The organism is Streptomyces sp. ALB3 (assembly GCF_044385685.1).
Taxonomy (GTDB): Bacteria; Actinomycetota; Actinomycetes; order Streptomycetales; family Streptomycetaceae; genus Streptomyces.
Genome location: NZ_JBISCE010000008.1, coordinates 476,963 through 502,640, shown reverse-complemented (window position 1 = coordinate 502,640; position 25,678 = coordinate 476,963). Strand labels below are relative to the sequence as shown.

General features: G+C 71.7%; 26 protein-coding genes. 12 read left to right on the top strand and 14 right to left on the bottom strand.

What is annotated here, in order from left to right:
• Positions 1–29: 29 nt before the first annotated feature.
• Both ACHFIV_RS09005 and ACHFIV_RS09000 read left to right on the top strand, forming a co-directional pair.
• Positions 30–428 carry a guanyl-specific ribonuclease gene (locus ACHFIV_RS09005; protein WP_398965363.1) on the top strand — a complete coding sequence of 133 codons (399 nt, stop codon included), beginning with the start codon at positions 30–32 and terminating at the stop codon, positions 426–428.
• A gap of 97 nt (positions 429–525) precedes the next feature.
• Entirely contained in the window at positions 526–915 is a 390-nt protein-coding gene (locus ACHFIV_RS09000) for a barstar family protein (RefSeq protein ID WP_398965362.1), read from the top strand.
• Positions 916–933: 18 nt separating this feature from the next.
• Here ACHFIV_RS09000 and ACHFIV_RS08995 read toward each other — a convergent pair whose 3' ends face one another.
• Both ACHFIV_RS08995 and ACHFIV_RS08990 read right to left on the bottom strand, forming a co-directional pair.
• Positions 934–2,676: a pyruvate dehydrogenase gene (locus tag ACHFIV_RS08995; protein ID WP_398965360.1), complete on the bottom strand. Its 1,743-nt coding sequence runs from the start codon at positions 2,674–2,676 to the stop codon at positions 934–936.
• Between the two features lie 60 nt (positions 2,677–2,736).
• Positions 2,737–4,098, bottom strand: a complete 1,362-nt coding sequence (locus tag ACHFIV_RS08990; RefSeq protein WP_398965359.1) for a protein phosphatase 2C domain-containing protein — start codon at positions 4,096–4,098, stop codon at positions 2,737–2,739.
• Positions 4,099–4,407: 309 nt separating this feature from the next.
• Here ACHFIV_RS08990 and ACHFIV_RS08985 point away from each other — a divergent pair, with 309 nt between their 5' ends.
• A complete protein-coding gene (locus tag ACHFIV_RS08985; RefSeq protein WP_398965357.1) occupies positions 4,408–5,394 on the top strand; it encodes a helix-turn-helix domain-containing protein in 987 nt (328 codons plus the stop codon).
• A gap of 104 nt (positions 5,395–5,498) precedes the next feature.
• Positions 5,499–5,981, top strand: a complete 483-nt coding sequence (locus tag ACHFIV_RS08980) for a DUF456 domain-containing protein (protein ID WP_398965355.1) — start codon at positions 5,499–5,501, stop codon at positions 5,979–5,981.
• A 42-nt stretch (positions 5,982–6,023) separates the two neighbouring features.
• Here ACHFIV_RS08980 and rsgA read toward each other — a convergent pair whose 3' ends face one another.
• Positions 6,024–7,187, bottom strand: a complete 1,164-nt coding sequence (gene rsgA / locus ACHFIV_RS08975) for a ribosome small subunit-dependent GTPase A (RefSeq protein ID WP_398965353.1) — start codon at positions 7,185–7,187, stop codon at positions 6,024–6,026.
• A gap of 320 nt (positions 7,188–7,507) precedes the next feature.
• Here rsgA and ACHFIV_RS08970 point away from each other — a divergent pair, with 320 nt between their 5' ends.
• Entirely contained in the window at positions 7,508–8,008 is a 501-nt protein-coding gene (locus ACHFIV_RS08970; RefSeq protein WP_398965352.1) for a DUF5949 family protein, read from the top strand.
• A 130-nt stretch (positions 8,009–8,138) separates the two neighbouring features.
• On the opposite strand, the gene ACHFIV_RS08965 is transcribed toward ACHFIV_RS08970, so the two are convergent.
• The 5 genes from ACHFIV_RS08965 to ACHFIV_RS08945 form a co-directional block, all read right to left on the bottom strand.
• Positions 8,139–8,546, bottom strand: a complete 408-nt coding sequence (locus ACHFIV_RS08965; protein WP_398965350.1) for a rodlin — start codon at positions 8,544–8,546, stop codon at positions 8,139–8,141.
• A 607-nt stretch (positions 8,547–9,153) separates the two neighbouring features.
• Positions 9,154–9,564, bottom strand: a complete 411-nt coding sequence (locus tag ACHFIV_RS08960; protein WP_398965348.1) for a rodlin — start codon at positions 9,562–9,564, stop codon at positions 9,154–9,156.
• Positions 9,565–9,751: 187 nt separating this feature from the next.
• Positions 9,752–10,054 carry a hypothetical protein gene (locus tag ACHFIV_RS08955; RefSeq protein WP_398965346.1) on the bottom strand — a complete coding sequence of 101 codons (303 nt, stop codon included), beginning with the start codon at positions 10,052–10,054 and terminating at the stop codon, positions 9,752–9,754.
• Positions 10,055–10,229: 175 nt separating this feature from the next.
• Entirely contained in the window at positions 10,230–10,463 is a 234-nt protein-coding gene (locus ACHFIV_RS08950; RefSeq protein ID WP_398965345.1) for a chaplin, read from the bottom strand.
• A gap of 222 nt (positions 10,464–10,685) precedes the next feature.
• Positions 10,686–11,087 carry a rodlin gene (locus ACHFIV_RS08945; protein ID WP_398965343.1) on the bottom strand — a complete coding sequence of 134 codons (402 nt, stop codon included), beginning with the start codon at positions 11,085–11,087 and terminating at the stop codon, positions 10,686–10,688.
• Positions 11,088–11,363: 276 nt separating this feature from the next.
• On the opposite strand from ACHFIV_RS08945, the gene ACHFIV_RS08940 reads away from it, so the two are divergent.
• Positions 11,364–12,116, top strand: coding sequence for a chaplin (locus ACHFIV_RS08940; protein ID WP_398965341.1), 753 nt, complete (start codon positions 11,364–11,366; stop codon positions 12,114–12,116).
• Between the two features lie 189 nt (positions 12,117–12,305).
• Here ACHFIV_RS08940 and ACHFIV_RS08935 read toward each other — a convergent pair whose 3' ends face one another.
• The 4 genes from ACHFIV_RS08935 to ACHFIV_RS08920 all read right to left on the bottom strand — a co-directional run bounded on the left by ACHFIV_RS08935 (position 12,306) and on the right by ACHFIV_RS08920 (position 16,514).
• The gene (locus ACHFIV_RS08935) at positions 12,306–12,764 is read right to left on the bottom strand and encodes a MaoC family dehydratase (protein ID WP_398965340.1); all 459 of its coding nucleotides are present in this window, start codon (positions 12,762–12,764) and stop codon (positions 12,306–12,308) included.
• 34 nt (positions 12,765–12,798) lie between these two features.
• Positions 12,799–14,142, bottom strand: a complete 1,344-nt coding sequence (locus ACHFIV_RS08930) for an MFS transporter (protein ID WP_398965338.1) — start codon at positions 14,140–14,142, stop codon at positions 12,799–12,801.
• 138 nt (positions 14,143–14,280) lie between these two features.
• Entirely contained in the window at positions 14,281–15,507 is a 1,227-nt protein-coding gene (locus ACHFIV_RS08925; RefSeq protein WP_398965336.1) for an acetyl-CoA C-acetyltransferase, read from the bottom strand.
• A gap of 116 nt (positions 15,508–15,623) precedes the next feature.
• Positions 15,624–16,514 (bottom strand): LysR family transcriptional regulator, encoded by an 891-nt coding sequence (locus ACHFIV_RS08920; RefSeq protein WP_398965334.1) that lies wholly within the window; start codon positions 16,512–16,514, stop codon positions 15,624–15,626.
• A gap of 154 nt (positions 16,515–16,668) precedes the next feature.
• Here ACHFIV_RS08920 and ACHFIV_RS08915 point away from each other — a divergent pair, with 154 nt between their 5' ends.
• The 4 genes from ACHFIV_RS08915 to ACHFIV_RS08900 all read left to right on the top strand — a co-directional run bounded on the left by ACHFIV_RS08915 (position 16,669) and on the right by ACHFIV_RS08900 (position 20,466).
• On the top strand, positions 16,669–17,586 hold the full coding sequence (locus tag ACHFIV_RS08915) for a CoA transferase subunit A (RefSeq protein WP_398965978.1): 918 nt from the start codon (positions 16,669–16,671) through the stop codon (positions 17,584–17,586).
• A gap of 26 nt (positions 17,587–17,612) precedes the next feature.
• Positions 17,613–18,386: a CoA-transferase subunit beta gene (locus tag ACHFIV_RS08910; RefSeq protein WP_398965333.1), complete on the top strand. Its 774-nt coding sequence runs from the start codon at positions 17,613–17,615 to the stop codon at positions 18,384–18,386.
• Between the two features lie 76 nt (positions 18,387–18,462).
• Positions 18,463–20,007, top strand: coding sequence for a 3-hydroxyacyl-CoA dehydrogenase (locus ACHFIV_RS08905; RefSeq protein WP_398965332.1), 1,545 nt, complete (start codon positions 18,463–18,465; stop codon positions 20,005–20,007).
• 63 nt (positions 20,008–20,070) lie between these two features.
• The gene (locus tag ACHFIV_RS08900; protein ID WP_398965330.1) at positions 20,071–20,466 is read left to right on the top strand and encodes a VOC family protein; all 396 of its coding nucleotides are present in this window, start codon (positions 20,071–20,073) and stop codon (positions 20,464–20,466) included.
• Here the strand turns inward: ACHFIV_RS08900 and ACHFIV_RS08895 are convergent.
• Together ACHFIV_RS08895 and ACHFIV_RS08890 are read right to left on the bottom strand one after the other, a co-directional pair.
• The gene (locus tag ACHFIV_RS08895) at positions 20,403–21,212 is read right to left on the bottom strand and encodes a DUF6597 domain-containing transcriptional factor (RefSeq protein WP_398965975.1); all 810 of its coding nucleotides are present in this window, start codon (positions 21,210–21,212) and stop codon (positions 20,403–20,405) included. The genes ACHFIV_RS08900 and ACHFIV_RS08895 overlap by 64 nt on opposite strands.
• Positions 21,213–21,244: 32 nt before the next feature.
• Entirely contained in the window at positions 21,245–22,438 is a 1,194-nt protein-coding gene (locus ACHFIV_RS08890; RefSeq protein ID WP_398965329.1) for a YihY/virulence factor BrkB family protein, read from the bottom strand.
• Between the two features lie 17 nt (positions 22,439–22,455).
• Between ACHFIV_RS08890 and ACHFIV_RS08885 the strand changes: the two genes are divergently transcribed.
• On the top strand, positions 22,456–24,093 hold the full coding sequence (locus tag ACHFIV_RS08885; RefSeq protein WP_398965327.1) for an acyl-CoA dehydrogenase family protein: 1,638 nt from the start codon (positions 22,456–22,458) through the stop codon (positions 24,091–24,093).
• Positions 24,094–24,369: 276 nt separating this feature from the next.
• Positions 24,370–25,665: a GAF domain-containing protein gene (locus tag ACHFIV_RS08880; protein WP_398965326.1), complete on the top strand. Its 1,296-nt coding sequence runs from the start codon at positions 24,370–24,372 to the stop codon at positions 25,663–25,665.
• Positions 25,666–25,678 lie beyond the last annotated feature (13 nt).

Sequence of the window (25,678 nt, the reverse complement as noted above, 5' to 3'; positions counted from 1 at the left end):
GGGGATCTACGCGCGTCATCATGGTGGACATGCGAATCCCCCCACGGATCACCACGCTCGGCGGCATCGCCGCCCTCCTGTCCGTCCTCTTCGTCGGCGGGCCGGTCACCGCATCGGCCACGACGCCGCCCACGGCCGCCGCGGTCGGCAGCGTCTGCTACTCCGCGCTGCCCTCCCAGGCCCACGACACGCTCGAACTCATCGACGCGGGCGGCCCGTTCCCGTACGAGCAGGACGGCACCGTCTTCCAGAACCGGGAAGCCCTGCTGCCCAGCCGGAGCACCGGCTACTACCACGAGTACACGGTCGTCACCCCCGGCTCCCCGGATCGCGGCGCCCGGCGGATCGTGACGGGTGAAGAGGTCGAGGAGGACTACTACACCGCGGACCACTACGAGTCCTTCGACCTGGTCGACCACGACTGCTGATCCCTCTCCTCCCCCGACCGGTCCGCGCCGTAGTCCCCCACCTGCGGCGCGGACCCTGGGGAGCAGGCGGAGGAGAACCCGCTTGTACGCTCCACGCATGACCGTGACCTATGTGATCGAGGGCTCCGGCATCACCGGCCTGGACAGCTTCTGGGACGCGGTCGGCGAGGCGGTGAACGGCCCTGGCGGCTACTTCGGCCGCAGCCTCGACGCCTTCGCCGACTGCCTGGGCGGCGGATTCGGCACCCCGGAGGACGAGCCGTTCGTCATCGAGTGGCGCGACCACGCCCGTTCGGCCCGCGCGCTGGGCCACGAGGAGACCGCGCGCCGCCTGGACCGCCTGCTCCCGCGCGTGCACCCCACCAACCGGGCGCGCGTCGAGCGGGAGCTGGCCGAGGCGCGGTCGGGCCGGGGCCCGACGCTCTTCGACCAGCTGGTGGAAATCATCACGGAACGGACCGGGCCCGGGACGCTACGGCTCACGTGAGCCCGTCACCTCCCTCGCTCAGGGACGCGGGACGTTGCGGAGGTTGGAGCGGGCCATCTGCAGCATCCTGCCCACACCGCCGTCGAGGACGATCTTGCTGGCGGACAGCGCGAAACCGGTGACCATGTCGGCGCTGATCTTCGGTGGGATGGAGAGGGCGTTCGGGTCGGTGACCACGTCGACGAGCGCGGGCCCCTTGTGCTTGAAGGCGTCCTTGAGCGCGCCTTCCAGCTGCTTGGGCTTCTCCACCCGCACCCCGTAGGCGCCCGCGGCCCGGGCGATCGCCGAGAAGTCGGGATTCTTGTTGGCGGTACCGAACGACGGCAGTCCCGCCACCAGCATCTCCAGCTCGACCATGCCGAGGGAGGAGTTGTTGAACAGGACGACCTTCACCGGCAGGTTGTACTGGACGAGCGTGAGGAAGTCGCCCATCAGCATGGTGAACCCGCCGTCGCCGGACATCGACACGACCTGCCGGCTCCGGTCGGTGAACTGGGCCCCGATCGCCTGCGGCAAGGCGTTCGCCATCGACCCGTGGCTGAACGAACCGATGACCCTGCGTCTGCCGTTGGGCGTGAGGTAGCGAGCGGCCCAGACGTTGCACATCCCGGTGTCGACGGTGAACACGGCGTCCTCGTCGGCGATCTCGTCGAGGACCGAGGCGACGTACTCCGGGTGGATCGGGACGTGCTTCTCGACCTTGCGGGTGTACGCCTTGACGACGCCCTCCAGCGCGTCGGCGTGCTTCTTCAGCATGCGGTCCAGGAACCTGCGGTCCGTCTTGACCTTCACGCGCGGGGTCAGCGAGCGCAGCGTCTCGCGCACGTCGCCCCAGACCGCCAGATCGAGCTTGGACCGCCGGCCCAGGTGCTCGGGGCGCACATCGACCTGGACGATCTTCACATCGGTGGGCAGGAAGGCGTTGTAGGGGAAGTCCGTGCCCAGCAGGATCAGCAGGTCGCACTCATGGGTCGCTTCGTACGCGGCGCCGTAACCCAGCAGTCCGCTCATGCCCACGTCGTACGGATTGTCGTACTGGATCCATTCCTTACCGCGCAGTGCGTGGCCGACCGGGGCCTTGACCCGCTCGGCGAACTCCATGACCTCGGCGTGCGCGCCGGCCGTTCCGCTTCCGCAGAACAGCGTCACCCTTGCGGCCTCGTCGATCATCGCGCGGAGCTTCTCGATCTCCTCGTCCCCGGGCCTCACCGAGGGCCGTGAGGTGACCAGGGCGTGCTCGACCGTCTTCTCCGGGGCCGGCTGCGAGGCGATGTCGCCGGGCATCGAGACGACGCTGACGCCGCCGCGGCCGATGGCGTGCTGGACCGCCGTCTGGAGGAGCCGCGGCATCTGCTGCGGATTGGAGATCATCTCGTTGTAGTGGCTGCACTCCTGGAAGAGCAGCTCCGGATGGGTCGCCTGGAAGTATCCGAGGCCGATCTCGCCCGACGGGATGTGCGAGGCGAGGGCGAGCACCGGGGCCATGGAGCGGTGGGCGTCGTACAGACCGTTGATGAGGTGGAGGTTGCCCGGTCCGCACGAACCGGCGCAGGCGGCGAGGGTGCCGGTGATCTGGGCCTCGGCACCGGCGGCGAAGGCCGCGGTCTCCTCGTGCCTGACCTGGATCCACTCGATGGCGGAGTTGCGCCGGACGGCGTCGACCACGGGGTTGAGGCTGTCGCCGACGACACCGTACAGCCGTTTGACCCCCGCCCTCACAAGGATGTCGACGAACTGTTCCGACACGTTCTGCTTGGCCATGGGTGCGCAGCCTCTCTGCCTCCGGTTGTCCGTGCCTCCATCAACCCATGGCGTGCGCCGTTACGCCTCCCAGACCGCGGCGCTCGTACGGTCGTCGGCGTACCCCTTGGTCCTGAGCTGGGTGTCGGCCAGATAGGCGGGCAGCCCGGGCGGGCCACCGGCCCAGCGCCGGGCGAGTTCCCGGGCGAGGGCCGGCTCACCGCGCATCGGTCCGGCCAGGCCGTTCCCGCACAGCAGCAGCGTGTCCCCGGGCCGGGCGACGGAGGCGCGGAAGCGGAAGGGCTCGGCGGGCGGTGGCGGAGGGCTCCCGGCGTACGGGGACAGGGGCGTGGTGATCTGCAGGTCCATCGTCAGCCGGTCCCCGCCGGGGCTCTCCTCGCTCGCCGCGCCGCCGGTCGCCGGCAGCACGGGGTCGAGGTCCTGCCACGCCCCGTCGCGAAGGCGGAAGAGGCCGCCCGGCCCGATGCCGAAGAAGAGCCGGGTGCGGCACGCCGGGTCGGCGGACAGCAGCAGACAGCGCAGGCCGGCGGTGTACGCGGACGGTGCGAGGCCGAGTTCGGCGCCGCGGGCGCGCAGCCTGCCGTAGGTGCGGTCGGTGAGGCGGTGCAGCCCCGACTTGAGGTCTCCCCTGCGTCCGGCCCTTATGTCCTCGGAGAGCCGGGCGTGGCTGCGGGCGACGGCTCCGCCGATCCAGCGACAGGCGTCGGCCGCGGCGTGGCGGGACTGACCGGCCTCCCGGGAGCCGCCTGCGACCGCGACCAGGACCAGGGCACTGTCCCCGTCACCGAAGCGCGCGGTGAGCAGGGCCTCGCGGCGCGGCTCGCCGCGGAAGCGCGCCGAGTCCCCGCGCACGGAGGCGGCCCGGAGGGTGTACGCCCCGTACCGGGCGCCGTCCAGGACCGTGTCGGGTACCAGGCCTTCGAGGTCGTCGGGGCCTGACCCGGGCAGTGCGGCGGGCTCCGCGTCGTAGGTGGGGGGCCGGTCCCCGACGTGTCCCACCTCGGGGCGCACCGGCGGTTCGGGGGCCTCCCCGAGTTGCGGCGGAGCCGGCACGGCGGGCGGCCCGGGGGGCGGAGGCGGAGGGCGCACGGCGAAGGTCCGCGGACGGCTGGGCCCGGCCGGGGTCTCCCAGGGGGCGCGCCCGGCCGGCACGGTGCGCGGGGGCGGGGGCGGCTCCGGCACGGTGAGCGGGGGCGGGCCCGTCGGTGCTCCGGGCGGGCGCGGTTCCGGCAGCGGCACCACCGCTGCCTGGCCGTCCACCCGGTCCGCCTCGGTGCCGCCCACGACGTCCGTGGCGGAGTCGAAGCGGTCGTCGAGACTGTCGGCCGCGCTGCCGGGCCCGTCGTCCCGCACGGTGCCGTCGTACAGCCTGCGCCACCAGTCGTCCTCGTGGGCGGCGGGCTTCTCCCCCTGCTGGCTCATGCCCATAGTGTCGACCGCCAGGGGCGCGCGAAACCGGGTCATCCGGAAAAGTGGCCCGGAATCCGCGTCCGCGAGATGACCCGCCGGACGTCCCCACCCCCCACGGGAAGGTCGCCCGGCGGGCCGGTCCGTGTGTCAGCCCACCGCCACCGGGGCGGTCGTCGCTGCGGTGGCGCCAGATTGTCAGAGGGACGGGTGTCCCGGGGCATGATGGGCCAGGCGGGGTTACGCCGGGGCCGTTTCCCGCCACAGCACGCCCCGCCCGACGAGCGCGGGAACGCGTGAGCACCGATCCGGGGAGGGCCGAGGATGCTGTCAGCGATAGGTCTCGACGAGAGGCAGGAAGCGGCCTACCGCGCACTGGTGGCGGCGGGTGCCGCGCAGCTGTCCGATCTGGCGCGCCGGCTGTCCCTCCCGGAGGCGGACACCGAGCGTGCGCTGCGACGGCTGGAGCAGCAGGGGCTCGTCGCCCAGTCGTCGTCGCGGGCCGACCGCTGGGTCGCCGCGCCACCGGGGGTCGCCCTGGGCGCGCTGCTGACCCAGCAGCGCCACGAGCTCGAACAGGCGGAGCTGGCGTCCGCCGTGCTCGCCGAGGAGTACCGGGCCGAGGCGGCGGAACCAGCGGTCCATGACCTGGTGGAGGTGGTGACGGGCGCCAGCGCGGTGGCCCACCGGTTCCACCAACTGCAACTGGGCGCCACGACCGAGGTGTGCGCCCTGGTGACGGGTAAGCCGATCGCGGTCACGGGTATGGAGAACGAGTCCGAGGAGCGGGCGGCGATGCGGGGTGTGTCCTACCGCGTGGTCGTCGAACGCGACGTGCTCGCGCTGCCGTCCGGGATCGTGGAGCTGTCGGCGGCGCTGAGCCGCGACGAACAGTGCCGGGTCGTCGACCGGGTGCCGACGAAACTGGTGGTCGCCGACTCCGCACTGGCCATGGTGCCGCTGACCGGCCGTGCGGCCGAGCCGGCCGCACTGGTGATCCATGCCAGCGGACTGCTGGAATCCCTGATGGGCCTTTTCGAGGCGGTCTGGCGGGACGCCATGCCGCTGCGCCTGGGCGGGGGCGGGATCAGCGAGCAGAACGGTCCGGGTGCGGATCCGACCGATCTGGAGATCCTCTCGCTGCTCCTGGCCGGCCTGACGGACGCGAGCGTGGCGAAGCAGCTGGACCTGGGCCTGCGGACGGTGCAGCGCCGGGTGAAGGGGCTCATGGAACTCACCGGGGTCACCACCCGGCTCCAGCTGGGCTGGCACGCGTACGAACGCGGCTGGGTCGCCCGCGCCCCGCGTTGACCGCACCGGTCCTCCGTTCGCGCCCGCCGCCGTGCCCGCGACTTCGACCGCCCAGGGAGCCTCGCTGACGGGCGGGACACGGCGGACTCCTGCACGCTGGTCGAATGAGTGTGTGGCAGCTCGTTGCCGTCGGGGCGGTGATGCTGCTCGGCCTGGTCGGGGTGCTGGTGCCGGGTGTGCCGGGCCAGGCGATCGTCTGGGCAGCGGTGATGTGGTGGGCGCTGACGGACACGACCCCGGTCGCCTGGGGCGTGCTGATCGGTGCGACGTGCCTCCTGCTGCTGAACCAGGCGCTGCAGGCGCTGCTGCCCTCGCGGCGTCCCCACGCGTCCGGGGCACCGCGCAGGACGCTCATGGCGGGCGGCCTCGCGGCGATCGCCGGGTTCTTCGTCGTCCCCGTGGTGGGCGGGATCCTGGGCTACGTCGGTGCGGTCTACGGCGTCGAGCGCCTGCGCCTCGGCAGCCGGGCGGCGGGGTGGACGTCGCTCAGGTCCGTGATGCGGGCGACGGGGTACTCGGTGCTGATCGAGCTCTTCTCCTGCCTGCTGGTGGTGGGCTCGTGGCTCGGAGTCCTCATCTGGGGCTGACGGCCGGGGGGGTGCGGGCCCGCGCCCCCCCGGCCGTGCGCGCTAGCGGATCCTGCCCTGCTTCATCGCCATGGCCGCCCGGCCCTCCGCGCCCCTGCGCTTCCATTCGCGCAGGGTCTCGGAACGCAGCCGGGCGTCCGTCTTGGCCGCGATGCGCTGGTTCTCCCGGAGCAGCTTGCGGTAGCTCTCCAGGCGCCGTACGGGCAGCGCCCCGTCGTCGATCGCCCCGAGCACGGCGCAGCCGGGCTCGGACTCGTGGGCGCAGTCGTGGAAGCGGCACTGCTCCGCCAGTTCCTCGATCTCCGAGAAGACCTGACCGACGCCGGCCCCCGCGTCCCAGAGACCCACCCCCCGCAGCCCGGGGGTGTCGATCAGGACGCCGCCTCCCGGCAGCAGGAGGAGATTGCGGGTCGTGGTGGTGTGCCGCCCCTTTCCGTCCACCTCCCGAGCCCCCTGGACGTGCATCACGTCCTCGCCGAGCAGTGTGTTGGCCAGAGTCGACTTGCCGGCGCCGGACGTCCCGAGCAGCACGCTGGTGCCGCCGCCGACGATCGCGCCGAACACGTCGACGCCCTCCCCCGTGGTGGAGCTGACGGGCAGCACCTGCACTCCGGGGGCGATGCGCTCGATGTCCTCGACCAGGTGGGACAGCGTGGTGGCGTCGGGGACGAGATCGGCCTTGGTGAGCAGCACGAGCGGGTGCGCCTCGTGCGGCCCGTCACCCGACGGCGGGCTGCCGTCGCCGAGCAGGGCGGCGCCGGCGGCACTGGACATGGCCAGCGCCAGGAACCGTTCGAGCCGGCCGAGATCCAGCTCGGCGGTGAGCGGCACACAGATGACGATGTGGTCGATGTTGGTGGCGAGCACCTGCCCTTCGGAACGCTGTGACGACGTCGAGCGTACGAAGGCCGTGCGGCGGGGCAGGAGCGTGCGGACGAACTGCGGGTCGCCGTCGGGGTCGACGGCCACCCAGTCACCGGTGCAGACGATCCGCATGGGGTCCCGGGGGACCACGAAGGCGGTGTCCGCCCGCACGGTGCCGTCCGGAGTGACCACGTCGCACTGCCCGCGGTCCACCCGCACCACACGCCCCGGCAGGAGCCCCTGCCGGGCGTACGGGGCGAAGGTGTCGGCCCATGCGTCGTCCCAGCCGTAGGGGACGAGCGGGTGCGACGGGGTGGGGATCCGGGAGAGGGAGAAAGACAAGGGAAACCCTTCACAAGGGCGGCCCCGGCATCACGCGCTCAGGCGCGGAGGGAAAAGGTCGAAGTCAGCCGGTGGCCACAGGGGTGGGAACGATGCTCTTCGGGTCGTGGGCAGCGCCCACCGCGACGACAGTCATCAATGTCCTCACCTCCTGGTTCCTCGATCTGCGCACACCATAGCCCCGGGGTCACCCGGGGCGTCAACGGCTTTTCCGGGGAACCGGTCCGCGCACGGCGGATTGGACGGGGTTGGCAGAGATATTCCCCGATCAGGTGATACGCGTGCACAAGGACCGGTCTCGTGCCGTTAGGGTGCCGGACATGACCTCACCCAAAGCCGCCACCGCCCCTTTCTCCCCTGCCCAGTTGGGCACCCAGATCCTGATCGGCTGGAGCGGGTCGGATCTCCGGACAGGGCGTGGGACGGCCTTCCTGCTCACCTATTCGCTCGGCGACGGGCCCGACGGGCCGGAGGCCGGCGAGGCGGCCATGCGCACGGCCCTGGAGCGCAGCGGACTCCGGGTGGGCGGCGAGACGCTGGACGCCTCGGACCTGCCGAACCTTCCGGTGAAACTGCTCGTCCAGGCCGGCCAGGCCGTGCTCACGCTGCCCCACTTCAAGGCGCAGTACACCGTGCCGCGTGAGTGGCTGGACGTGGCGCGGTCGGAGGGCAGGGTGCACGGGATGTTCGCCACGCGTCCGTGGCCCGTGGCCGTCCCCGGGCAGCCGGTCGGCGAGGAACTCCTGCGGTCCTTCGTGGGTGATCCCGAGATCGTCAGGACCTCCGCCCACTGCCTCATGCCGGTGCGCAGCCTGGGCTGACCGGCCTGCCCGCGCACACGGCGATGCCCACCACCCCCCGTGGAGTGGTGGGCATCGCCGTGTGCGCGGTGCACAGCAGAATGCGGGCGGTCCGCAGCACCAAGGCCCCGGCCGCCCGCATTCAGTGGTGTCAGTTGTTGCCGACGCCGTTGCCCGAGAGCACCGGGATGTCGTTGAGGATGTGGGACAGCGGCTCGTCACCCTTGGCCTGGGTGGAGTTGTCCGCGCACTGCTGGTTCTGCGGGTTGGACAGGACGTTGACGTCCTGGACCGCGATGGGAACGAGCCCGATCAGCGAGCCCACATTGGCCTTCACCGGCAGGGCGATGCAGGGCTTGTTCAGCGACCCCTGCACGAGGCTGAGCTGCGGGCTCTGGTCACCCTCGGTCTCGCTGTTGCCGAACTCGGACTCGGCGCCGTTGCCGTTGACCGTCGTGGTGCCGACGTCGTTGCCGATCGCCATGGCCGAGGGGGCCGCGGCGGCCGACAGACCGATCAGGGACACAGCCACAGCGGCGCCGGCCATCATCTTCTTCATCACGCTTCACCTTTCGGAGCGTCCCGTTGTGGAACGTACTGTTAACCAGAAACGGAGGGTTTGGTTCCGCTACACCACTCGAACGGGTTGGAGGCGCTTTCCGGTCGACGCGGCGCCTACCTGCCGCCTCCCTCCGCGCGGGCGGCAGGAACGAAAGCACCCTCCCGGCCTTCCGCGGACCCGCGGGTCGCCGGAGGGCCTGACGACCTGTCCGCCGGGCTCGCCCCGGCCTCGCGCCGTGCCGCGTCACCCCATTCGGCCAGCAGCCGGTCGTAGATGGGGGTGGAGCTCTCCGGCAACCGGTCGCGGCCGGGCGCATGACGACTGTCGTACGGGTCCATGAGGCGCACCTACCCGGTCGCGCGTCAGGCGTCGGCCGCGACTGCGGCAACCGGCCCAATTCCCGCACTATCGGGCTACCCGACGGACGGGCCGGGCCCCGGGCGGACCGCGCACAGACGTGTGGGGCCGGCCCGTCCGGGCGGCCGACCAGCGGTCGGTCGCGGCGCGGACGGGCCGGCCCCACACGTTTTCACGAGCTATGACGAGGCGGGCAACGGTGCACCCTGGCCGGGTCGGGCGCAGGGGGGGCCGCAGTCGCGCGGTGTCAGTTGTTGCCCGCGCCGTTGCCCGAGAGCAGCGGGATGTCGTTCAGGATGTGCGACAGCGCCTCGTCGCCCTTGGCCTGCGTGCTGTTCTCGGTGCACTGCTGGTTCTGCGGGGAGGACAGGACGTTGATGTCCTGGACCGAGATCGGGACGAGCCCGAGGAGCGACCCGATGTTGGCCTTCGCCGGCAGGGCGATGCAGGGCTTGTTGAACGAGCCCTGGATCAGACCGATCTGCGGGCTCATGTCACCGTGCGTACTGCTGTTGCCGTAGTACTGGTCGGCGCCGTTGCCGTTGACCGACGTCGTGCCGGTGTCGTTGCCGATCGCCATGGCCGAGGGGGCGGCAGCGGCGGAAACGCCGGCGACCGAGGCGGCGACTGCCGCAGACGCCAGAATCTTCTTCATCATGAACGTGCCCTTCTGGATTTCTCTTGTTGCCCGCCTGTCCGGAGCATTCTGAACAACTCCTCCCGGGCGGTTCCGGTTGCGCCATTTCACTCGAACGATTTCCCCGGCCGAGAATGGGCGACCAGTACGGACGACTGTTGGCCCGCGAAACGGCGTGCGACGCGAGGCGGGAGTCCCCAGCCGTGGATCAGCCGCCCAGCGGCAGGCCGCCCATGAGCGGTCCCGCCGTCCTGGCGACGGTGGTGACCGCCTCCCCCGACTTGCTCACGGGGTCGCCCTCCTGGGCCCTCTCGGCGGTGCGGCCGACCGTGTCCACCACGGGGTTCACCACCTGGTCGGGGATCGTCGGCACCGTGGAGGTCAGCTCGTTCACACCGCCGGTGAGACTGATCCGGGGAGCCGTGGGCGTGGTGGCGGCGAAGGCGGGGGCGGCCGACCCGAGAGCTGCCACGGAACCTGCGACGAGAGCGACGGTCTTCGCGTACTTCACTTTTCTCGATTCCCTTCTCCGGCGGCATCCGCCGCCTGTGAGAGGGACAACGATCAAGCGGTGCCCGTGGAAACTGCGGCTACCGGAATTTCCCGTACGCAGCGAGAAGGCCCTGGAGCGCCGATGACGCTCCAGGGCCTTTTCATGACGAGCCGACGGCTCGATCGGCAGGAAATCAGTCGTTGACGCAGACGTTGCCGAACGCCGGGTTGAGCAGCCCGATGACGTTGATGGTGTTGCCGCAGACGTTCACCGGGATGTGGATCGGGACCTGTACGACGTTGCCGGACAGGACACCCGGGGAACCGGCTGCGACAGCCCCGGCGCCGGCGTCGGCCATGGCAGGGGCAGCGGCGCCCAGCGCCATGAGGGTTCCGGCGGCGACGGCGGCAACCTTGGTGTACTTCACTTTCGTCCCTTTCTGCAGCGGAGTCCTGGACGGACACGTCTTTCGTGCCGTACGAGCACTTCGTGGCATGCGCTCGTGACTCCGGAGCTGTAATCCGTAACGATTGAAGGGCGACATCGAAACGCTATGGCAGTCGTTTCTCCGAAAACCGCCCGAATGCTGCGGGTCCGGGCCGCGCGATGGAGGAGTGTCGGCGGCCCGGACCGGTCGTTGCGTCCCCGGTCAGCTGTTGCCGGCGCCGTTACCGGAGAGAACCGGAATGTCCGACAGGATGTGGGACAGCGGCTCGTCACCCTTGGCCTGGGTGGAGTTGTCCGCGCACTGCTGGTTCTGCGGGTTGGACAGGACGTTGACGTCCTGGACCGCGATGGGAACGAGCCCGATCAGCGAGCCCACATTGGCCTTCACCGGCAGGGCGATGCAGGGCTTGTTCAGCGACCCCTGCACGAGGCTGAGCTGCGGGCTCTGGTCACCCTCGGTCTCGCTGTTACCGAACTCCGACTCGGCACCGTTGCCGTTGATCGACGTCGTGCCCGTGTCGTCGCCGATCGCCATGGCGCTGGTCGCCGAGAGACCGAGGATGGAGGCGGCGACGGCGCCCGTAGCCAGAACCTTCTTGATCACGATGAACCCTTCTCGTACCGAGTGCCCCGCAGCGGAGCGCTCTGATCAACTCGGCGCCGGGCGTTTGGTTCCCCTCTTCCTCCGCCGTTCACCCGAATGCCAGAACTTCACCGTCGGCCGAACAAGCGTGCGTGACCCTTTCGGGTGGTTACACAATTTCCACCGGTCTCCAAGTTTCCCCCGTAACCACTGCGTCGTTATGCAGTCGTCCGCGTCGATGGAATAACCGCCATCAGGGTCACCGACCACGCGAATTTCACCGGAGAAGGGCATGTAATGCGACAGGTTCTGAATAAAAGCATGATCGTCATGGCGGCGGCGTCGGGCATCCTGACCGCCGCGGGCGGCTACGCGCACGCCGACGCCTCGGCCGACGGTGTCGCGGCGAACTCGCCCGGTGTCGGCTCGGGCAACGCCGTCCAGGTCCCGGTGCATGTCCCGGTCAACCTCTGCGGAAACACCGTCGATGTCATCGCCCTGCTGAACCCGGCCTTCGGCAACAGCTGCGCCAACGTCAGCTCGGACGAGGGCCACGACGACGCGTACGGCCACGGGGGCGGTGACGGGGCCTCCGGCGCGAGCGCCGACGGCAAGGCCGTCGGCTCGCCCGGCGTCCTGTCCGGCAACCTGGTCCAGGCGCCGGTGCACGTCCCGGTGAACGCCTGCGGCAACAGCATCGACGTCGTCGGTGCGCTCAACCCGGCCTTCGGCAACGACTGCGTCAACGACAGTGGTTACGAGCACGAGGTCCCGCCGGTCGAGCCCCCGGTGGTGGAGCCGCCCACCGAGGAGCCGCCGACCGTCGAGCCGCCCACCTCGAAGCCGCCGGTCGAGCCGCCGGCCTCCGAGCCGCCGGCCTCCGAGCCCCCGGCCCAGGAGCCGCCGGCCGGCAACCCCGGCCCGAACACCCCTGACACGCAGCTGGCGGAGACCGGCGCCGGCGAGATCGGCATGGCGGCCGGCGCGAGCGCCGCGCTGCTGCTCGGAGGCGCGGTGCTCATGCGCCGCACCCGCGGTTCGCGCGTCTGACCACCGGCCTGGGAACGGCCGCACGGACAGGGCCGGCCGGCAGCCGTAGCTGCCGGCCGGCCCTGTCCGTGTGCGGCGGCCCGGCAGTCACTTCACCTCGCGGCGCAGGACTCCGCGGTTCGGTCCCGCACCGGTGGGTACCCCCAGCCACTCGTCGAGGGCGTGCGGATGCCGGTGAGTGCTCAGGGCCTACGGATAGAAGTGCGTCAGCGACTCGGCGACACAAGCCGGTTTCTCGGAGCCCTCCAGTTCGAAGGTGAAGCCGCGCGTCATCTGCACGCCGCCCCGCGCCACCTCGCTCACCGCGGTGACGGTGGCGTGCAGGCGGACGCGGCTGCCGACGGGCACGGGCGCCGGGTAGCGGACCCGGTTCACCCCGTAGTTGAGCGCGCGTCCGACCCCGCTCACCGTGAGCAGTTCGCCGAACATCGGGATGCCCCAGCTCAGCACCATGTAGCCGTGGGCGATGGTGCGCCCGTACGGGCCCTCGGCGGCGCGCTCGACGTCGGTGTGGATCCACTGGTGGTCACCGGAGACGTACGCGTACGTGTCGATGAGCTCCTGGGTGACCTCCTTCCAGGCGGAGTGCCCGAGGTCGCGCCCGCCGAGGGCGAGGATCTCCGGTATGCCGTGCACGGTCAGGGGCATGGGAGGTACTCCGTTCGCTTCGTACGGATCGCGGTCAGACGGTGACGGGCGCGGTGCGGGGGGCCGTTACCGGCTCCGCGGCCTGCTCGTCGTGGTTGGGGCGCTTGAGCAGGAGCAGCATGCAGCCCAGGGTCAGCGCCACCTGGAAGACGGCGTACGCGATGACCGCGGTGATGGAGCCGGTCCGGTTGAGCAGGAACTGGCCGACGATCGGGGTCGTCCCGCCGAGCAGGGTGCCGCACAGCTGGTAGCAGAGCGAGATGCCCGTGTAACGCAGATGGGCGGGGAAGCGGCTGGCGAGCATGCCGGCGAGGGCCGCGTAGTACAGGCAGTGAGGGATCGTGGCGACGGCGACACCGAGCATCGCGAGGCCGTAGTTCTCGGTGCTGATGAGGACGAACATCACCGGCATCAGGACCAGTTCGGGGACCAGCATCACGATCACCGCGCGGGACCAGCTCTTCATCCGGGTGGCGATGAGGGCGCCGAAGGGCTGGACGATGATCTGGGTGACGTTGGCGACGAGGATGATCGTCAGGAACGAGCTGCGGTCGAAGTCGAGGGACGTGGTCGCCCAGGACAGGGCGAACGTCGACTTGAAGTACGTCGCGGACAGGCCGATGGTGCAGGCGCCGATGCCGAGGACGATCAGCATGGGGTGGCTGCGCAGGACCTCGGTCAGCGGGAGCTTGACGACTTCCTTCTTCTCGATGAGCTTGGCCATGGCCGGGGACTCGGCGACCTTCAGCCGGACCAGCAGGCCGACCATGACGAGCGCGGCGGAGGCGAGGAAGGGCACGCGCCAGCCCCAGGAGACGAAGGCGTCGTCGGGCAGCTGGCTGATGGCCAGGAAGCTCACCGTGGAGAGCGTGTTGCCGACGGGTGATCCCTGCTGGGCGAACGCCGCGTACAGCACCGACTTGCCCTTGGGCGCGTGCTCGGAGGCGATCAGGACGGAGCCGCCCCATTCACCGCCGAGGCCGATGCCCTGGATCATGCGGATGCAGACCAGCAGGATCGGGGCGGCGATGCCGATGGAGGCGTAGCCGGGCAGCAGGCCGATCGCGGTGGTCGAGACGCCCATCATCAGCAGGGTGATGACGAGGGTCTTCTTGCGGCCGAGCCGGTCGCCGTAGTGGCCGAAGATGATTCCGCCGAGGGGCCGGGCGAGGAAGCCGACCCAGAAGGTGGCGAAGGCGACCAGGGTGCCTATGGGGCCTTCGAGCTCCGGGAAGAACACCTTGTCGAAGACGAGCGCCGCCGCGGTCCCGTAGATGTAGAAGTCGAACCACTCGATGGTGGAGCCGATGAAGGCTCCGAACCCTGCGCGGTTGGCGGCTTTCGTTCGCTCGCGTGCGGTTGCGGTGGTCGCACTCATAGGTGGCTCCCGTGAACATCGTTGATCAAGCGGATGGGGGCACGGCTGACCCGGCGTCGCCGGGGACGCCCTGGGCCGCGCGGTGGAGAGGGGGACGGAAGGGGACGGAAGGAGGGAGGGGACGGTGGGGAACGGGTGTCAGGAAGCGACGCGTTCGAAGACCGCGGCGAGGCCCTGGCCTCCGCCGATGCACATGGTCTCCAGCCCGTAGCGCGCCTGGCTGCGGTGCATCTCCCGGCTGAGCGTGGCGAGGATGCGGGCGCCGGTGGCACCGACCGGATGGCCGAGCGAGACGCCGGACCCGTTGACGTTGATCCGCTGCTCGTGGTCCTTCTCGCCGAGTCCCAGCTCCCGGGTGCAGGCCAGGACCTGAGCGGCGAAGGCCTCGTTGATCTCGATCAGGTCGAGGTCGGCGAGGGTGAGCCCGGCGCGGCCGAGGGCCGCGTGGGTGGCCGGGACGGGTCCGATGCCCATCGTCGCGGCGGGGACGCCCGCGCGGGCGAACGAGACCAGGCGGACGAGCGGGGTGAGCCCGAGCCGTTCGGCGGTGGCCGCACTGGTGACCAGGCAGGCCGCGGCCGCGTCGTTCTGTCCGCTCGCGTTGCCCGCGGTGACGGTGGCCTCCGGGTCGGACTTGGCCATGATCGGGCGCAGCGCGGCGAGCTGCTCGGCGGTGGTGTCGGGACGGGGGTGCTCGTCGGCGGTGACGACCGTCTCGCCCTTCCGCGTGCGTACGGTCACGGGGACGGTCTCCGCCTCGTAGCGCCCCTCCCGCACGGCGCGTGCGGCGCGGGCCTGCGAGCGCAGGGCGAGGGCGTCCTGGTCGGCGCGGCTGAGGGAGTAGGCGCGGCGCAGGTTCTCCGCGGTCTCGATCATGCCGCCCGGTACGGGGTGGTGGACGCCCCCCGCGGTGATCCTGCCCCGGGCGAGTGAGTCGTGGAGCTGGAGGCCGGGGCCTTTGATGCCCCAGCGTCCGTCGTGGGTGTAGTAGGGGGCGGCGCTCATGACGTCGACGCCGCCCGCGATGACGACGTCGCTGAAGCCGGCCCGGATCTGCATGGCCGCGTCGAGGACGGCCTGGAGGCCGGATCCGCAGCGCCGGTCGGTCTGGGTGCCGGTGACGGTGTCGGGGAGGCCGGCGTCCAGGGCGGCGACCCGGCCGATGGCGGGGGCTTCGGACGAGGGGTAGGCGTGTCCCAGGATCACCTCGTCCACCCGGCCGGGGTCGATGCCTGTCCGGGCGACGACCTCGGCGATGACGCACGCCGCGAGCGCGGCCGGGGTCTGCTGGGCGAACGCGCCGCCGAAACGCCCGATGGGGGTGCGCAGCGGCTCGCAGATGACGACATCGGTCTGGTCGGGCACGGCGGGGCACCTTTCGGCGGATTCGGGTGTGTGGGGCGACCTTCGCACTGGACCACTGAGTCGGTCCAATATCGAATTTCCTCTTGTTCAAGACGCTGGGCGTCTCAATCGGCCGGCTAGGGGGTCGGCAGCGCCTCCTCGGCGACCGCGAGCACGGCGCGGAGCGCCGCCGAGGGGTTGTCGGTGCGCCAGGCCAGCGCCGCCTGACGCCGGATGGGCGGGCCGGCGAGGGACCGGTAGACGAGCCCGTTCTGCTGGATGTGACGGACGGAGGAGACCGTGAGGGTGACACCGACGCCCGCCGCGACGAGGGCCAGGATCGTGTACGAGTCAGGGGCCTCCTGCACCACACGCGGGTTGAAGCCCGTCGCCTCACAGGCCTGGACCATGGCGTCCCGCACCGTGGAGCCGGCGTTCGCGGGGAAGGACACGAAGGGTTCGTCGGCGAGGACCCCGATGGGGATGCTCTCCAGACGGGCGAGCCGGTGGTCGGAGGGCAGCGCGCACAGCAGCTCCTCCTCGTCGATGACCCGGTAGGCCACTCCGGGCTGCGTGACCGGGAGCCGGACGAAACCCAGGTCGAGGGAACCGTCCGCGACTCGGGACAGGGCGACGTTGGCATACGTCTGGCCCTTCATGGTCAGCTCGATCCCGGGGTGGGCGGCCCGCACGGCCCTGGTCAGCAGGGGCAGCGTCTCGTGGCTGGAGGCCCCGGCGAAGCCGATGGCGACCCGGCCGTACTCGCCGCGCCCCGCGGCCTTCGCCGCCCGTACCGCCGTGTCGAGGCCGTCGAGTACGGATCGCACGGGTTCCAGGAAGGACTCCCCCGCGCTGGTGAGCCGCACCGAGCGGGTGTTGCGCTCGAAGAGCTGGACGCCGAGCTCCTTCTCCAGCTGCCGGATCTGCTGGCTGAGCGGGGGCTGCGCCATCTGCAGCCGCTTGGCGGCGCGGCCGAAGTGCAGTTCCTCGGCGACGGCGGTGAAGGCGGTGAGATGACGCAGTTCCATCCGAGCTTCCATTCATTAACGAGCAGTCTTGATCCGACCTTAATTTGGTATTGGACAGCAATCAATGACCGCTGGCACGGTAAGGGCGACCAGCACGCACTCGCCGAGGAGCACCGTGGAGCGGACGGATACGGCCGACGGCCCCAGCAAAGTCATGTCGATGAGGGACGCGGTGGCCGCCTTCGTGGAGGACGGCGCCACCGTCAGCCTCGAAGGGTTCACCCATCTCGTCCCCACCGCCGCGGGCCACGAGATCATCCGCCAGGGCCGCAAGGACCTCACCGTCGTACGGATGACGGCGGACATCGTGGTGGACCAGATGATCGCCGCGGGCTGCGTCTCGCGGCTGGTCTCCTCCTTCGTGGGCAACTCCTCCGCCGGTTCGCTCGGGGAGCTCCGTCGCAGGATCGAGCGCGCCGACCCGGCCCCGCTGGCGTTCGAGGAGTACAGCCACTACGGGATGGTCTGCCGCTACCTCGCCGGTTCCCAGCGGTTGCCGTTCTACCCGCTGCGCAGCTACGGCGGCAGTGATCTCCCGGGTGTGAACAGCGATCTGCGCAAGGTGACGTCGCCCTACCCCGGGCCGGACGGGGAGCAGGAGCAGATCTATGTCGTGCCGCCCGTCAACCCGGACGTGACGGTCATCCACGCCCAGCGCGCCGACCGCCGGGGCAACACCCAGATCTGGGGACTGACCGGGATCCAGGCCGAGGCGGTGTACGCGGCGGACAAGGCGATCGTCGTCGTCGAGGAGCTCGTCGGGGACGAGGTGGTCCGCTCGGACCCCAACCGCACGCTCGTCCCCTCCCACGCCGTGGACGCCGTGGTCGTCTGCCCGCGCGGTGCGCACCCGTCCTTCGCGCAGGGGTACTACGACCGCGACAACGCCTTCTACCGGGCGTGGTCGCACATCAGCAAGGACCCGGAGCGGCTGCGGGAGTGGCTGGCGGAGTGGGTGTACGGGACGGCCGACCACACCGAGTACGTCGACAAGCTGGGTGCGGACCACTGGGCGCGACTCGCCGTGGGCGAAGCGCTCAGCCATCCGGTGAACTACGGGCGGCGGCTGTGAGCGCGCCCCAGGGGAAGGAACGGACCATGACCACCGCACCGGAGACCGTCACGTCGTCCGAGCTGCTCTCCGTCGTCGCCTCCCGCGAGCTGGCGTCCCGCCGCGCGGTGTTCGCCGGCATCGGACTGCCGACGCTCGCCACCGAGCTCGCCCGTCTGACGGTCGCCCCGCGGATCGAGGTCGTGTACGAGTCCGGGGTCTGCGGGGCGCACCCCTCGCACCTGCCGGAGACCATCGCCGACGCCGTGCTCATCTCCGGGGCGGAGGCCGTGCTCTCCATGCCGGCACTGTTCGGGTGCGTGCTCCAGGGCGGCCACATCGACGTGGGCTTCCTCGGCGCCGCGCAGATCGACCGGTGGGGCAACCTGAACACGTCCGTCATCGGTGACTGGGAGCGCCCCACGGTGCGGCTCCCCGGTTCCGGCGGCGCCGTCGAGGTGATGGCCAACTCCCACGAGGTGTTCGTGGTGATGCGCCGTCACGACCCGCGCTCGTTCACGCGCACACTGGACTTCTGCACCACGCCGGGGCCGGACCGCGCGCTCGCCGAAGGCATCCGCCCGCTGGGCGCCGGAGTCACCAGGGTCATCACCGAACTGGGCATCCTGGCACGCGCCGGTGTCGGGGAGGAGCTCAGGCTCGTCGCCGTCCACCCGGGCGTGACGGTGGACCAGGTGCGTGAGGCCACCGGCTGGGACCTCCGGACGGCCGGCTCCGTCGGGACCGTGCCCCCGCCGACCGAGGCGGAGCTGCGTCTCCTGCGCGAGGACGTCGACCCCGGCCGCGTCTACCTCCGTTGAGACCCCTGAACCGCCTTCCCCGCCGTCACCTTGCTTTCGCCGCCACCGACCGCACCGCCGAGAGGACGTAACCGCCATGCGTATCAGGATCGTCGGCGCCGGAGCCATGGGCCGCGGCATCGCCCAGTGGGCCTCGGCCGCCGGGCACACCGTCGAGCTGTGCGACGTCAGGACCGAGGCGGTGACAGCGGCCGTGGAGTTCGTCCGGTCCATGCTGGAACGCGCCGTCCAGAAGGGCCGGATGACCGCCGGGGACTCCGCCGCCGCCCTGCGGCGGCTGGTCCCGCTGGACGACCCGTGGGCGCCCGGCCCGGAGGTCGAGCTGGTCGTCGAGGCGGTACGGGAGGACCTGGACACCAAGGCCGAGGTCTTCGGGAAGCTGGAGGAGGTCCTGCCCGACTCGGCCATCTTCGCGACCAACACCTCTTCCCTGTCGGTGACGCGCATCGCCGCGTCGCTGCGTGACCCGGGGCGGCTGGCGGGGCTGCACTTCTTCAACCCCGTGCCGCTCATGAAGATCGTGGAGGTCGTACCGGGCGCCGCCACCCGTCCCGGGATCCCGCCGAAGCTCACGGCACTGGTGGAGAGCTGCGGGCACCGGGCGGTCACCGTCGCCGACACCCCCGGCTTCCTCGTCAACCACGCCGGCCGGGGGCTGGTGACGGAAGCGCTGGCTCTGCTGGAGGAGTCCGTCGCGGACCCGGCCGGGATCGACCGGATCGCCCGGGACGTCCTGGGGCTGCGCATGGGCCCGTTCGAACTGATGGACCTCACGGGGCTCGACGTCACGGCCGCCGTGATCGACTCGATCTGGCAGGGGTTCCGCTACGAGGACCGGCTGCGGCCCTCGTATCTCACCCCGAACCGGGTGACCGCGGGCCTGCACGGGCGCAAGACCGGTCAGGGCTGGTTCTCCTACGGCCCCGAGGCGTCGGCCCCGGCGCCGGAGCCGCCGGTGACGGGTGACGCGGACCGGCCGGTGTTCGTCGCGGGCGGCGTGTACGCACAGGACGCGACGGCGCTGCGGACGGCGCTGGCCTCCGCCGGAGCCACGGTCGAGAGCGGCCCCTCGCCCACCGGCGAGGCCCTGGTCCTCGTGCCCGTCTGGGGCACCACCGTGGCCGGGGCGGTGGCGTCGCGGGGGCTGCCCGCCTCGCGCACCTTCGGCGTCGACCCGCTGCCCCCGGCGGGCCGGCGCCGGGTGCTCGCGGTGACTCCCGCGGCGGGTCCGGCCGCCGCGCGGGACGCCCGCGCGGTCCTGGCCAGGGCGGCGGACGGCGAGGAGCCCTGGGCGGTGTCGGTCGTACGGGACACCGCGGGGTCGGTGGCGCAACGGCTGCTCGCCTCGGTGGTCTCCGTCGCCGCTTCGATCGCGGAGCGCTCGCTGGCCACCCCGGCGGACATCGACCTCGCCGTGACGACCGGACTCGGGTACCCGGCGGGACCGCTGGCCTGGGGTGACCGGATCGGCGGCGCGCGGATGCTGGACCTGCAGCGGTCCCTGCACGCCACGACCGGCGACCCCCGGCACCGGCCGACCCGCTGGCTCACGGAGCGCGCCCAGCTGGGTATGCCGCTGACGGAACCGGGCACCTCGCCGGCGTCCTGCGTGGAGCGGTGACCGCGCCGGGCCGTGACCGTTTCGTACAAGACCCGGCCACGGCCCCCGGCATACGGTCGCCCCATGACTCCACGACTCGACGCGATCTCCGTCACCACCGCCGACATGGCCGCCTCGCTCGCCTTCTACCGCAGGCTCGGGCTCGACATCCCCGCCGGCGCCGAATCCTCACCCCACGTCGAGGTGACGCTTCCCGGCGGGCAGCGCCTGCTGTGGGACACCGAGGACGTCGTCCGCTCGTTCGAACCCGACTGGCAGGGGTCCCAGGGCGGCGAGCGGCTCGGGCTCGCCTTCCTCTGTGACAGCCCGGCGGAGGTCGACTCGGTGTACGCCGACCTGACCGGAGCCGGCCACCGGGGACACCTGAAGCCCTGGGACGCCGTCTGGGGACAGCGCTACGCCGTCGTCCTCGACCCCGACGGCTGCGCGGTCTCCCTGTTCGCCGCCGGCCCGTCGTAGCCGGTGGCGGCCAGATAGCCGCCGAGCGTCGTACCGGCCAGGTCCCGCATCTCCCGGGCCAGGTGCGCCTGGTCGGTGCACCCCACCGCGTACGCGGCCTCGGCGTACGGCGTGCCCGCGCGCACCAGGGCCAGGGCACGCTGGAGCCGGAGCACTCTGGCCAGCGTCTTGGGCCCGTAGCCGAACGCGGCCAGCGAGCGACGGTGCAGCTGACGTGCTCCGAGCCCGACGGCGTGCGCGGTGGCGGTGACGGAACGGCCTTGCCGCAGCTGTGCGGTGACGGCCGCCGCGAGGGGGTCCGGGGGTCCGGCCCGGGCGGCCCGGCCCAGAGCCACCTCCTCGAGGGCGGCCACGGGGTCTGCGGCCTCCTGTACGCGCTCGGTGAGCCTGCGGACCTCCGGGCCCGGCCAGAGCGCGTCGAGTGCGACTCTCCGGTCACGCAGCTCGTTCGCCGGTACACCGAGCAGCGCGGGGGCCGTCCCGGGGGCGAACCGAACACCCGCGCAGTGGACTGCGACGGTGCCGGACGGGGTGAACGCACGGGTGTCGGGGCCCGCGACCATCAGCCGGCCGCCCGTCCAGAGGAGGTCCATGCAGCCGTCGGGCAGCACGGGCCGGTCCGGGTCGCGCGGGCCGGTCCAGGTCCAGACGGCGGCGCCGTCCAGCCGCGCCGCTCTCTCCGTGTAGCCGTCGCCCGTGACTCCGGGCCAGGAGGTCCGGCAGGAGTCCCTGCCGCCGGGCGGCAGAGGACAGCGGGACGCCGGGGACGCGGGCCTCGTCACCCGGAGGACGCCGGCCCCGAGCCACCGCTGTCCGCCGGCCCCCGGCCCGTGCCGGGCCGGGGGTTGCGGCCCTCCTTCGGGTCCCGGGTCCCGTGAAGCCGGGACACCACGTCGTCCGGGGGCAGGAAGCGGGACCAGCGCTCCGGGAATTCGGAGGGCATGGACACGTCCTCCTCGTCGTCGTCCGCGTACGCGTCCCAGTTCGCCGCCCGTGCGACGAGCTCCGCTGCCTGGGCGGCCTTGATCCGGTCGCTGGCGGCGCGGGCCGCCGCGGTGGCGAGCGAGGGCCAGACGTGGTCGATCGCCGCGTTCACGGCCGCGCCCACGAGGACGGCGAAGGCGGAGATCCCTATCCAGAGCAGCACGGCGATCGGTGCGGCCAACGAGCCGTAGATGGTCGGTCCTTCGACCGTGCTCGTGAGGTAGATCCGCAGCAGGAAGCTGCCGAGCACCCACATACCGAGCGCCACGAGCGCCCCTGGGACGTCCTCTATCCACGGCGACCGGACGGGGACGGACACGTGGTAGAGCGTCGTCAGGAAGGCGATGGACAGCAGTATGACCAGCGGCCAGTACATGACCGCGAGCACCTCGGTCCCCCAGGGGACGAACTCCACCACCCGGTCGGGACCGACCACCAGCAGGGGCAGCACCACCGCGCCGAGCAGCAGTGCGACCACGTACAGCAGGAAGGCGAGGAGCCGGGTCTTGACGATGCCGCGGTGGCCGTCGAGCCCGTACATCACGGTGATGGTGTCGATGAAGACGTTGACCGCGCGTGAGCCGGACCAGAGGGCGATGGCGAAACCGAGGGAGATGACGTCGGGGCGCGCGCCGGTGGTGACGTCGGCTATGAGGGGTTTGGCGATCTGGTTGACGCCCCGCTCGGACAGGACCGTCTGCACCGCGCCCAGGATGTTGCGTTCGATGGAGGCGACCGTGGTGGTGGCCGTCCAGTCGTCGACGTAGCCGAGCAGACCGATCAGACCGAGCAGCAGCGGCGGCAGGGACAGCAGGGTGAAGAACGCCGCCTCGGCCGCGAGGCCGAGGATGCGGTACTCGATGCACGAATTGACCGTGTCCTTGAGCAACTGCCACGCCATCTGGCGCTTCGATACGTTGCGGTAGAGGACTCGAGCCCGGTGGAGCCGACCTGGTGGCCGCTCGGGTGTTTCTTTTGCTGCCTGCACCTCCTTACCGTATCGGCATGGCACCTAGCACCCACACAGTGACCAACCAGGTCCCGCCGCTGGTCGGCTACGACGTCTTCACGGCCGACCGGGTCCTGCGGGAGGCCGTCGAACGGCATCTCGCGCCCGGGATCCTCGACGAGGCGCGGGGGGAACTGAGCGGGCTGGGCCGCTCCGCCGGCTCCTTCCAGGCCCAGGAATGGGGCGCGCAGGCCAACGAGAACCCGCCGAGACTGCGTACGCACGACCGCTACGGCCACCGTATCGACGAGGTGGACTTCCACCCGTCCTGGCACCGGCTGCTGGGGCACGCGGTCACGGCCGGACTGACGGACGCCTGGGGCAGGCAGGGCGGCCATGTCCGGCGTGCGGCCGGTTTCCTGGTCTGGACGCAGGCCGAGGCGGGCCACGGATGCCCCGTGTCGATGACGCACGCGGCGGTCCCGGCCCTGCGGACCGATCCGGCACTGGCCGCGGAGTGGGAGCCGCTGCTGACCTCGCACGTGTACGAGGAGGGGCTGCGTCCGGCGTCGCAGAAGGCGGGTGCGCTCTTCGGGATGGGTATGACGGAGAAGCAGGGCGGCACCGACGTGCGGTCCAACACCACGCGGGCCGAGCCGCTGGCCGGTGAGGGGGAGTATCTGCTCACCGGTCACAAGTGGTTCTGTTCGGCCCCCATGTCCGACGGCTTCCTGGTGCTGGCCCAGGCACCGGGCGGGCTGAGCTGCTTCCTCGTCCCGCGGGTCCTGCCGGACGGCGACCGCAACGTGTTCGCGATCCAGCGCCTCAAGGACAAGCTGGGCAACAGGTCCAACGCGTCGGGCGAGGTCGAGTTCGACGGGACGTGGGCCCGCCGGGTCGGCGAGGAGGGGCGGGGGGTACGCACCATCATCGAGATGGTGGCGGCGACCCGGCTCGACTGTGTGGTCGGCTCCGCGGCGCTGATGCGCCAGGCGGTGGCGCAGGCGATCCACCACAGCGCCCACCGCAGCGCGTTCGGCGGTCTGCTGATCGGAAAGCCGCTGATGCGCAACGTACTGGCCGACCTGGCCCTGGAGTCGGAGGCGGCGACGACGCTCGCGATGCGGCTGGCAGCGGCGTACGACGCGGACACCGAGGGGGAGCGGGCCTTTCTCCGGATCGCGGTGCCGACTGCCAAGTACTGGGTGACGAAGCGGTGCACCGCCGTGGTGGGGGAGGCCCTGGAGTGCCTCGGCGGCAACGGCTACGTCGAGGAGTCGGGGATGCCCCGGCTGCTGCGCGAGGCCCCGCTCAACTCGATCTGGGAGGGCTCGGGCAACGTGCAGGCTCTCGATGTCCTGCGGGCCCTGCGGCGTGAGCCCCAGGCGCTCGACGCCTTCCTCCAGGAGGTCGGCAGAGCGCGCGGTGCGGACCACCGGCTCGACGCGGCCATCAAGGACCTGCTGACGGAGCTGGCGGATCTGGACGCCGTCGAGGCGCGGGCCAGGCGGCTGGTGGAGCGGATGGCCCTGGTGCTGCAGGGCTCGCTGCTGCTGCGCTGGGCCCCGCCGGAGGTGGCGGACGCGTTCTGCGCCTCACGGCTGGGCGGGGACTGGGGGTCGGTCTTCGGCACGCTGCCGCACAGTCTGGATCTGGCCACGGTCGTGGAACGGGCCAGGGCGCAGGAAGGCTAGGACGTCCGCGTCCGGGGCGGGCGCCGGCGAACGCCGGAGGGTGGTGCTGCGCCGACACGGCACCACCCTCCACGCTTCTGCACCACCGCGCGACGTCGGGGACTCCCGCACGGTGTTCCCCCTACTCTTGTACGGCTTGCCGCCGGTCACCAGAGTTGCAAGGGGTTGCAACCATTGCGTGGAGTGCGGGCCGGCGAGGCCCTCGCACGGCAGGATGGGTACCCGGGGCCGGGTTCGCCTTCTCGGGACGGCCCACGCATGGTTGGGGGGACCGTCATGGAATCACGCCCTGCCGCGCCGGCGCGGCCGGAGACAGCGGTGACCGAGCGTCTGGTCCACCGCGCGCGGGAGGCCCGGCTGGCGGGCGAGCGCGCGGCCGTGGTCCCGCGTGCGGAGATCGACGCGTCCTGGGACCGTGTGCTGCGCAGCGGCATCGACCCCGAGCAGTCACCGGAGAGCAGGCTGCTGGAGACGGACGAGATCGAGCACCGGCGCAGGAGTACGGCGCTCGGCGAGGTCATGCCCCTCCTGCGGGAGGGGCTGGCCACGATAGCGGACGCGACGCAGCAGATCATGGTCGTCACCGACACCGAGGGCCGGGTCCTGTGGCGTCAGGGTCATGCCGCCGTGATGCGCCGGGCCAAGGACATCTGCCTGGAGGAGGGTGCCGCCTGGGCCGAGTCGGCGACGGGGACGAACGCGATCGGTACGGCGCTCGCGGCACGCACCCCCATCCAGGTCCACTCCGCGGAGCACTTCATCAGGGCTCTGCACGACTGGACGTGTGCGGCGGCCCCGGTGCGCGACCCCAGGGACGGCCGGCTGATGGGCATCGTCGACGTCAGCGGGCCCGCCTCCACGTTCCACCCGGCGACGCTGGCACTGGTGGGCTCGGTGGCGGCGCTGGCGGAGAGCGAGCTGCGCAGCAGGCACCTGGTGGCGATCGAGCGGCTGCGCTCGGTGGCGGCGCCTCTCCTGTGCCGGCTGGGCGGCCGCGCGATGGTGGTGGACAACCACGGCTGGCTGGCCGCCGTCAGCGGGATGCCGCCGGTGGACCGGCTGCCGCTGCCGAAGTCGCTGGAGCCGGGCACGGTGTGGCTGGCCTCCCTCGGGCTGTGCCGGGTGGAGCCGCTGCCCGGCGGCTGGCTGGTGCAGGTCGCGGAGGGCGCGCACGAGCGTTCGCCGCGACGTGTGGTGCTCGACATGAGCCGGGAACAGGGGCTCGCCGTGCATGTCGCGGGGCCGCTGGGGAGCTGGACGCGCCGTTTGTCGCCCCGCCACGCGGAACTGCTGTACGCGCTGGCGCTGCGGCGGGAGGGGCGCACGGCGGCGGAGCTGGCGGAGGACGTCTTCGGTGACGCGACCAGGACGGTGACGGTGCGGGCCGAGATATCCCGGATGCGCCGCCATCTGGCGGAGGTGCTGGCGCACCGGCCGTACCGCTTCCGCGAGGGGGTCGAGGTCGAAGTGGTCCACCCGGACGTGCCCGCCGACCTGCTGCCCCGCTCGACGGCCCCGGTGGTGCTCAGGGCGCGGATGCCGGCGGGGACGGTCCCACCCGGTGTCGGGTGAGGGGGCGGCGCCG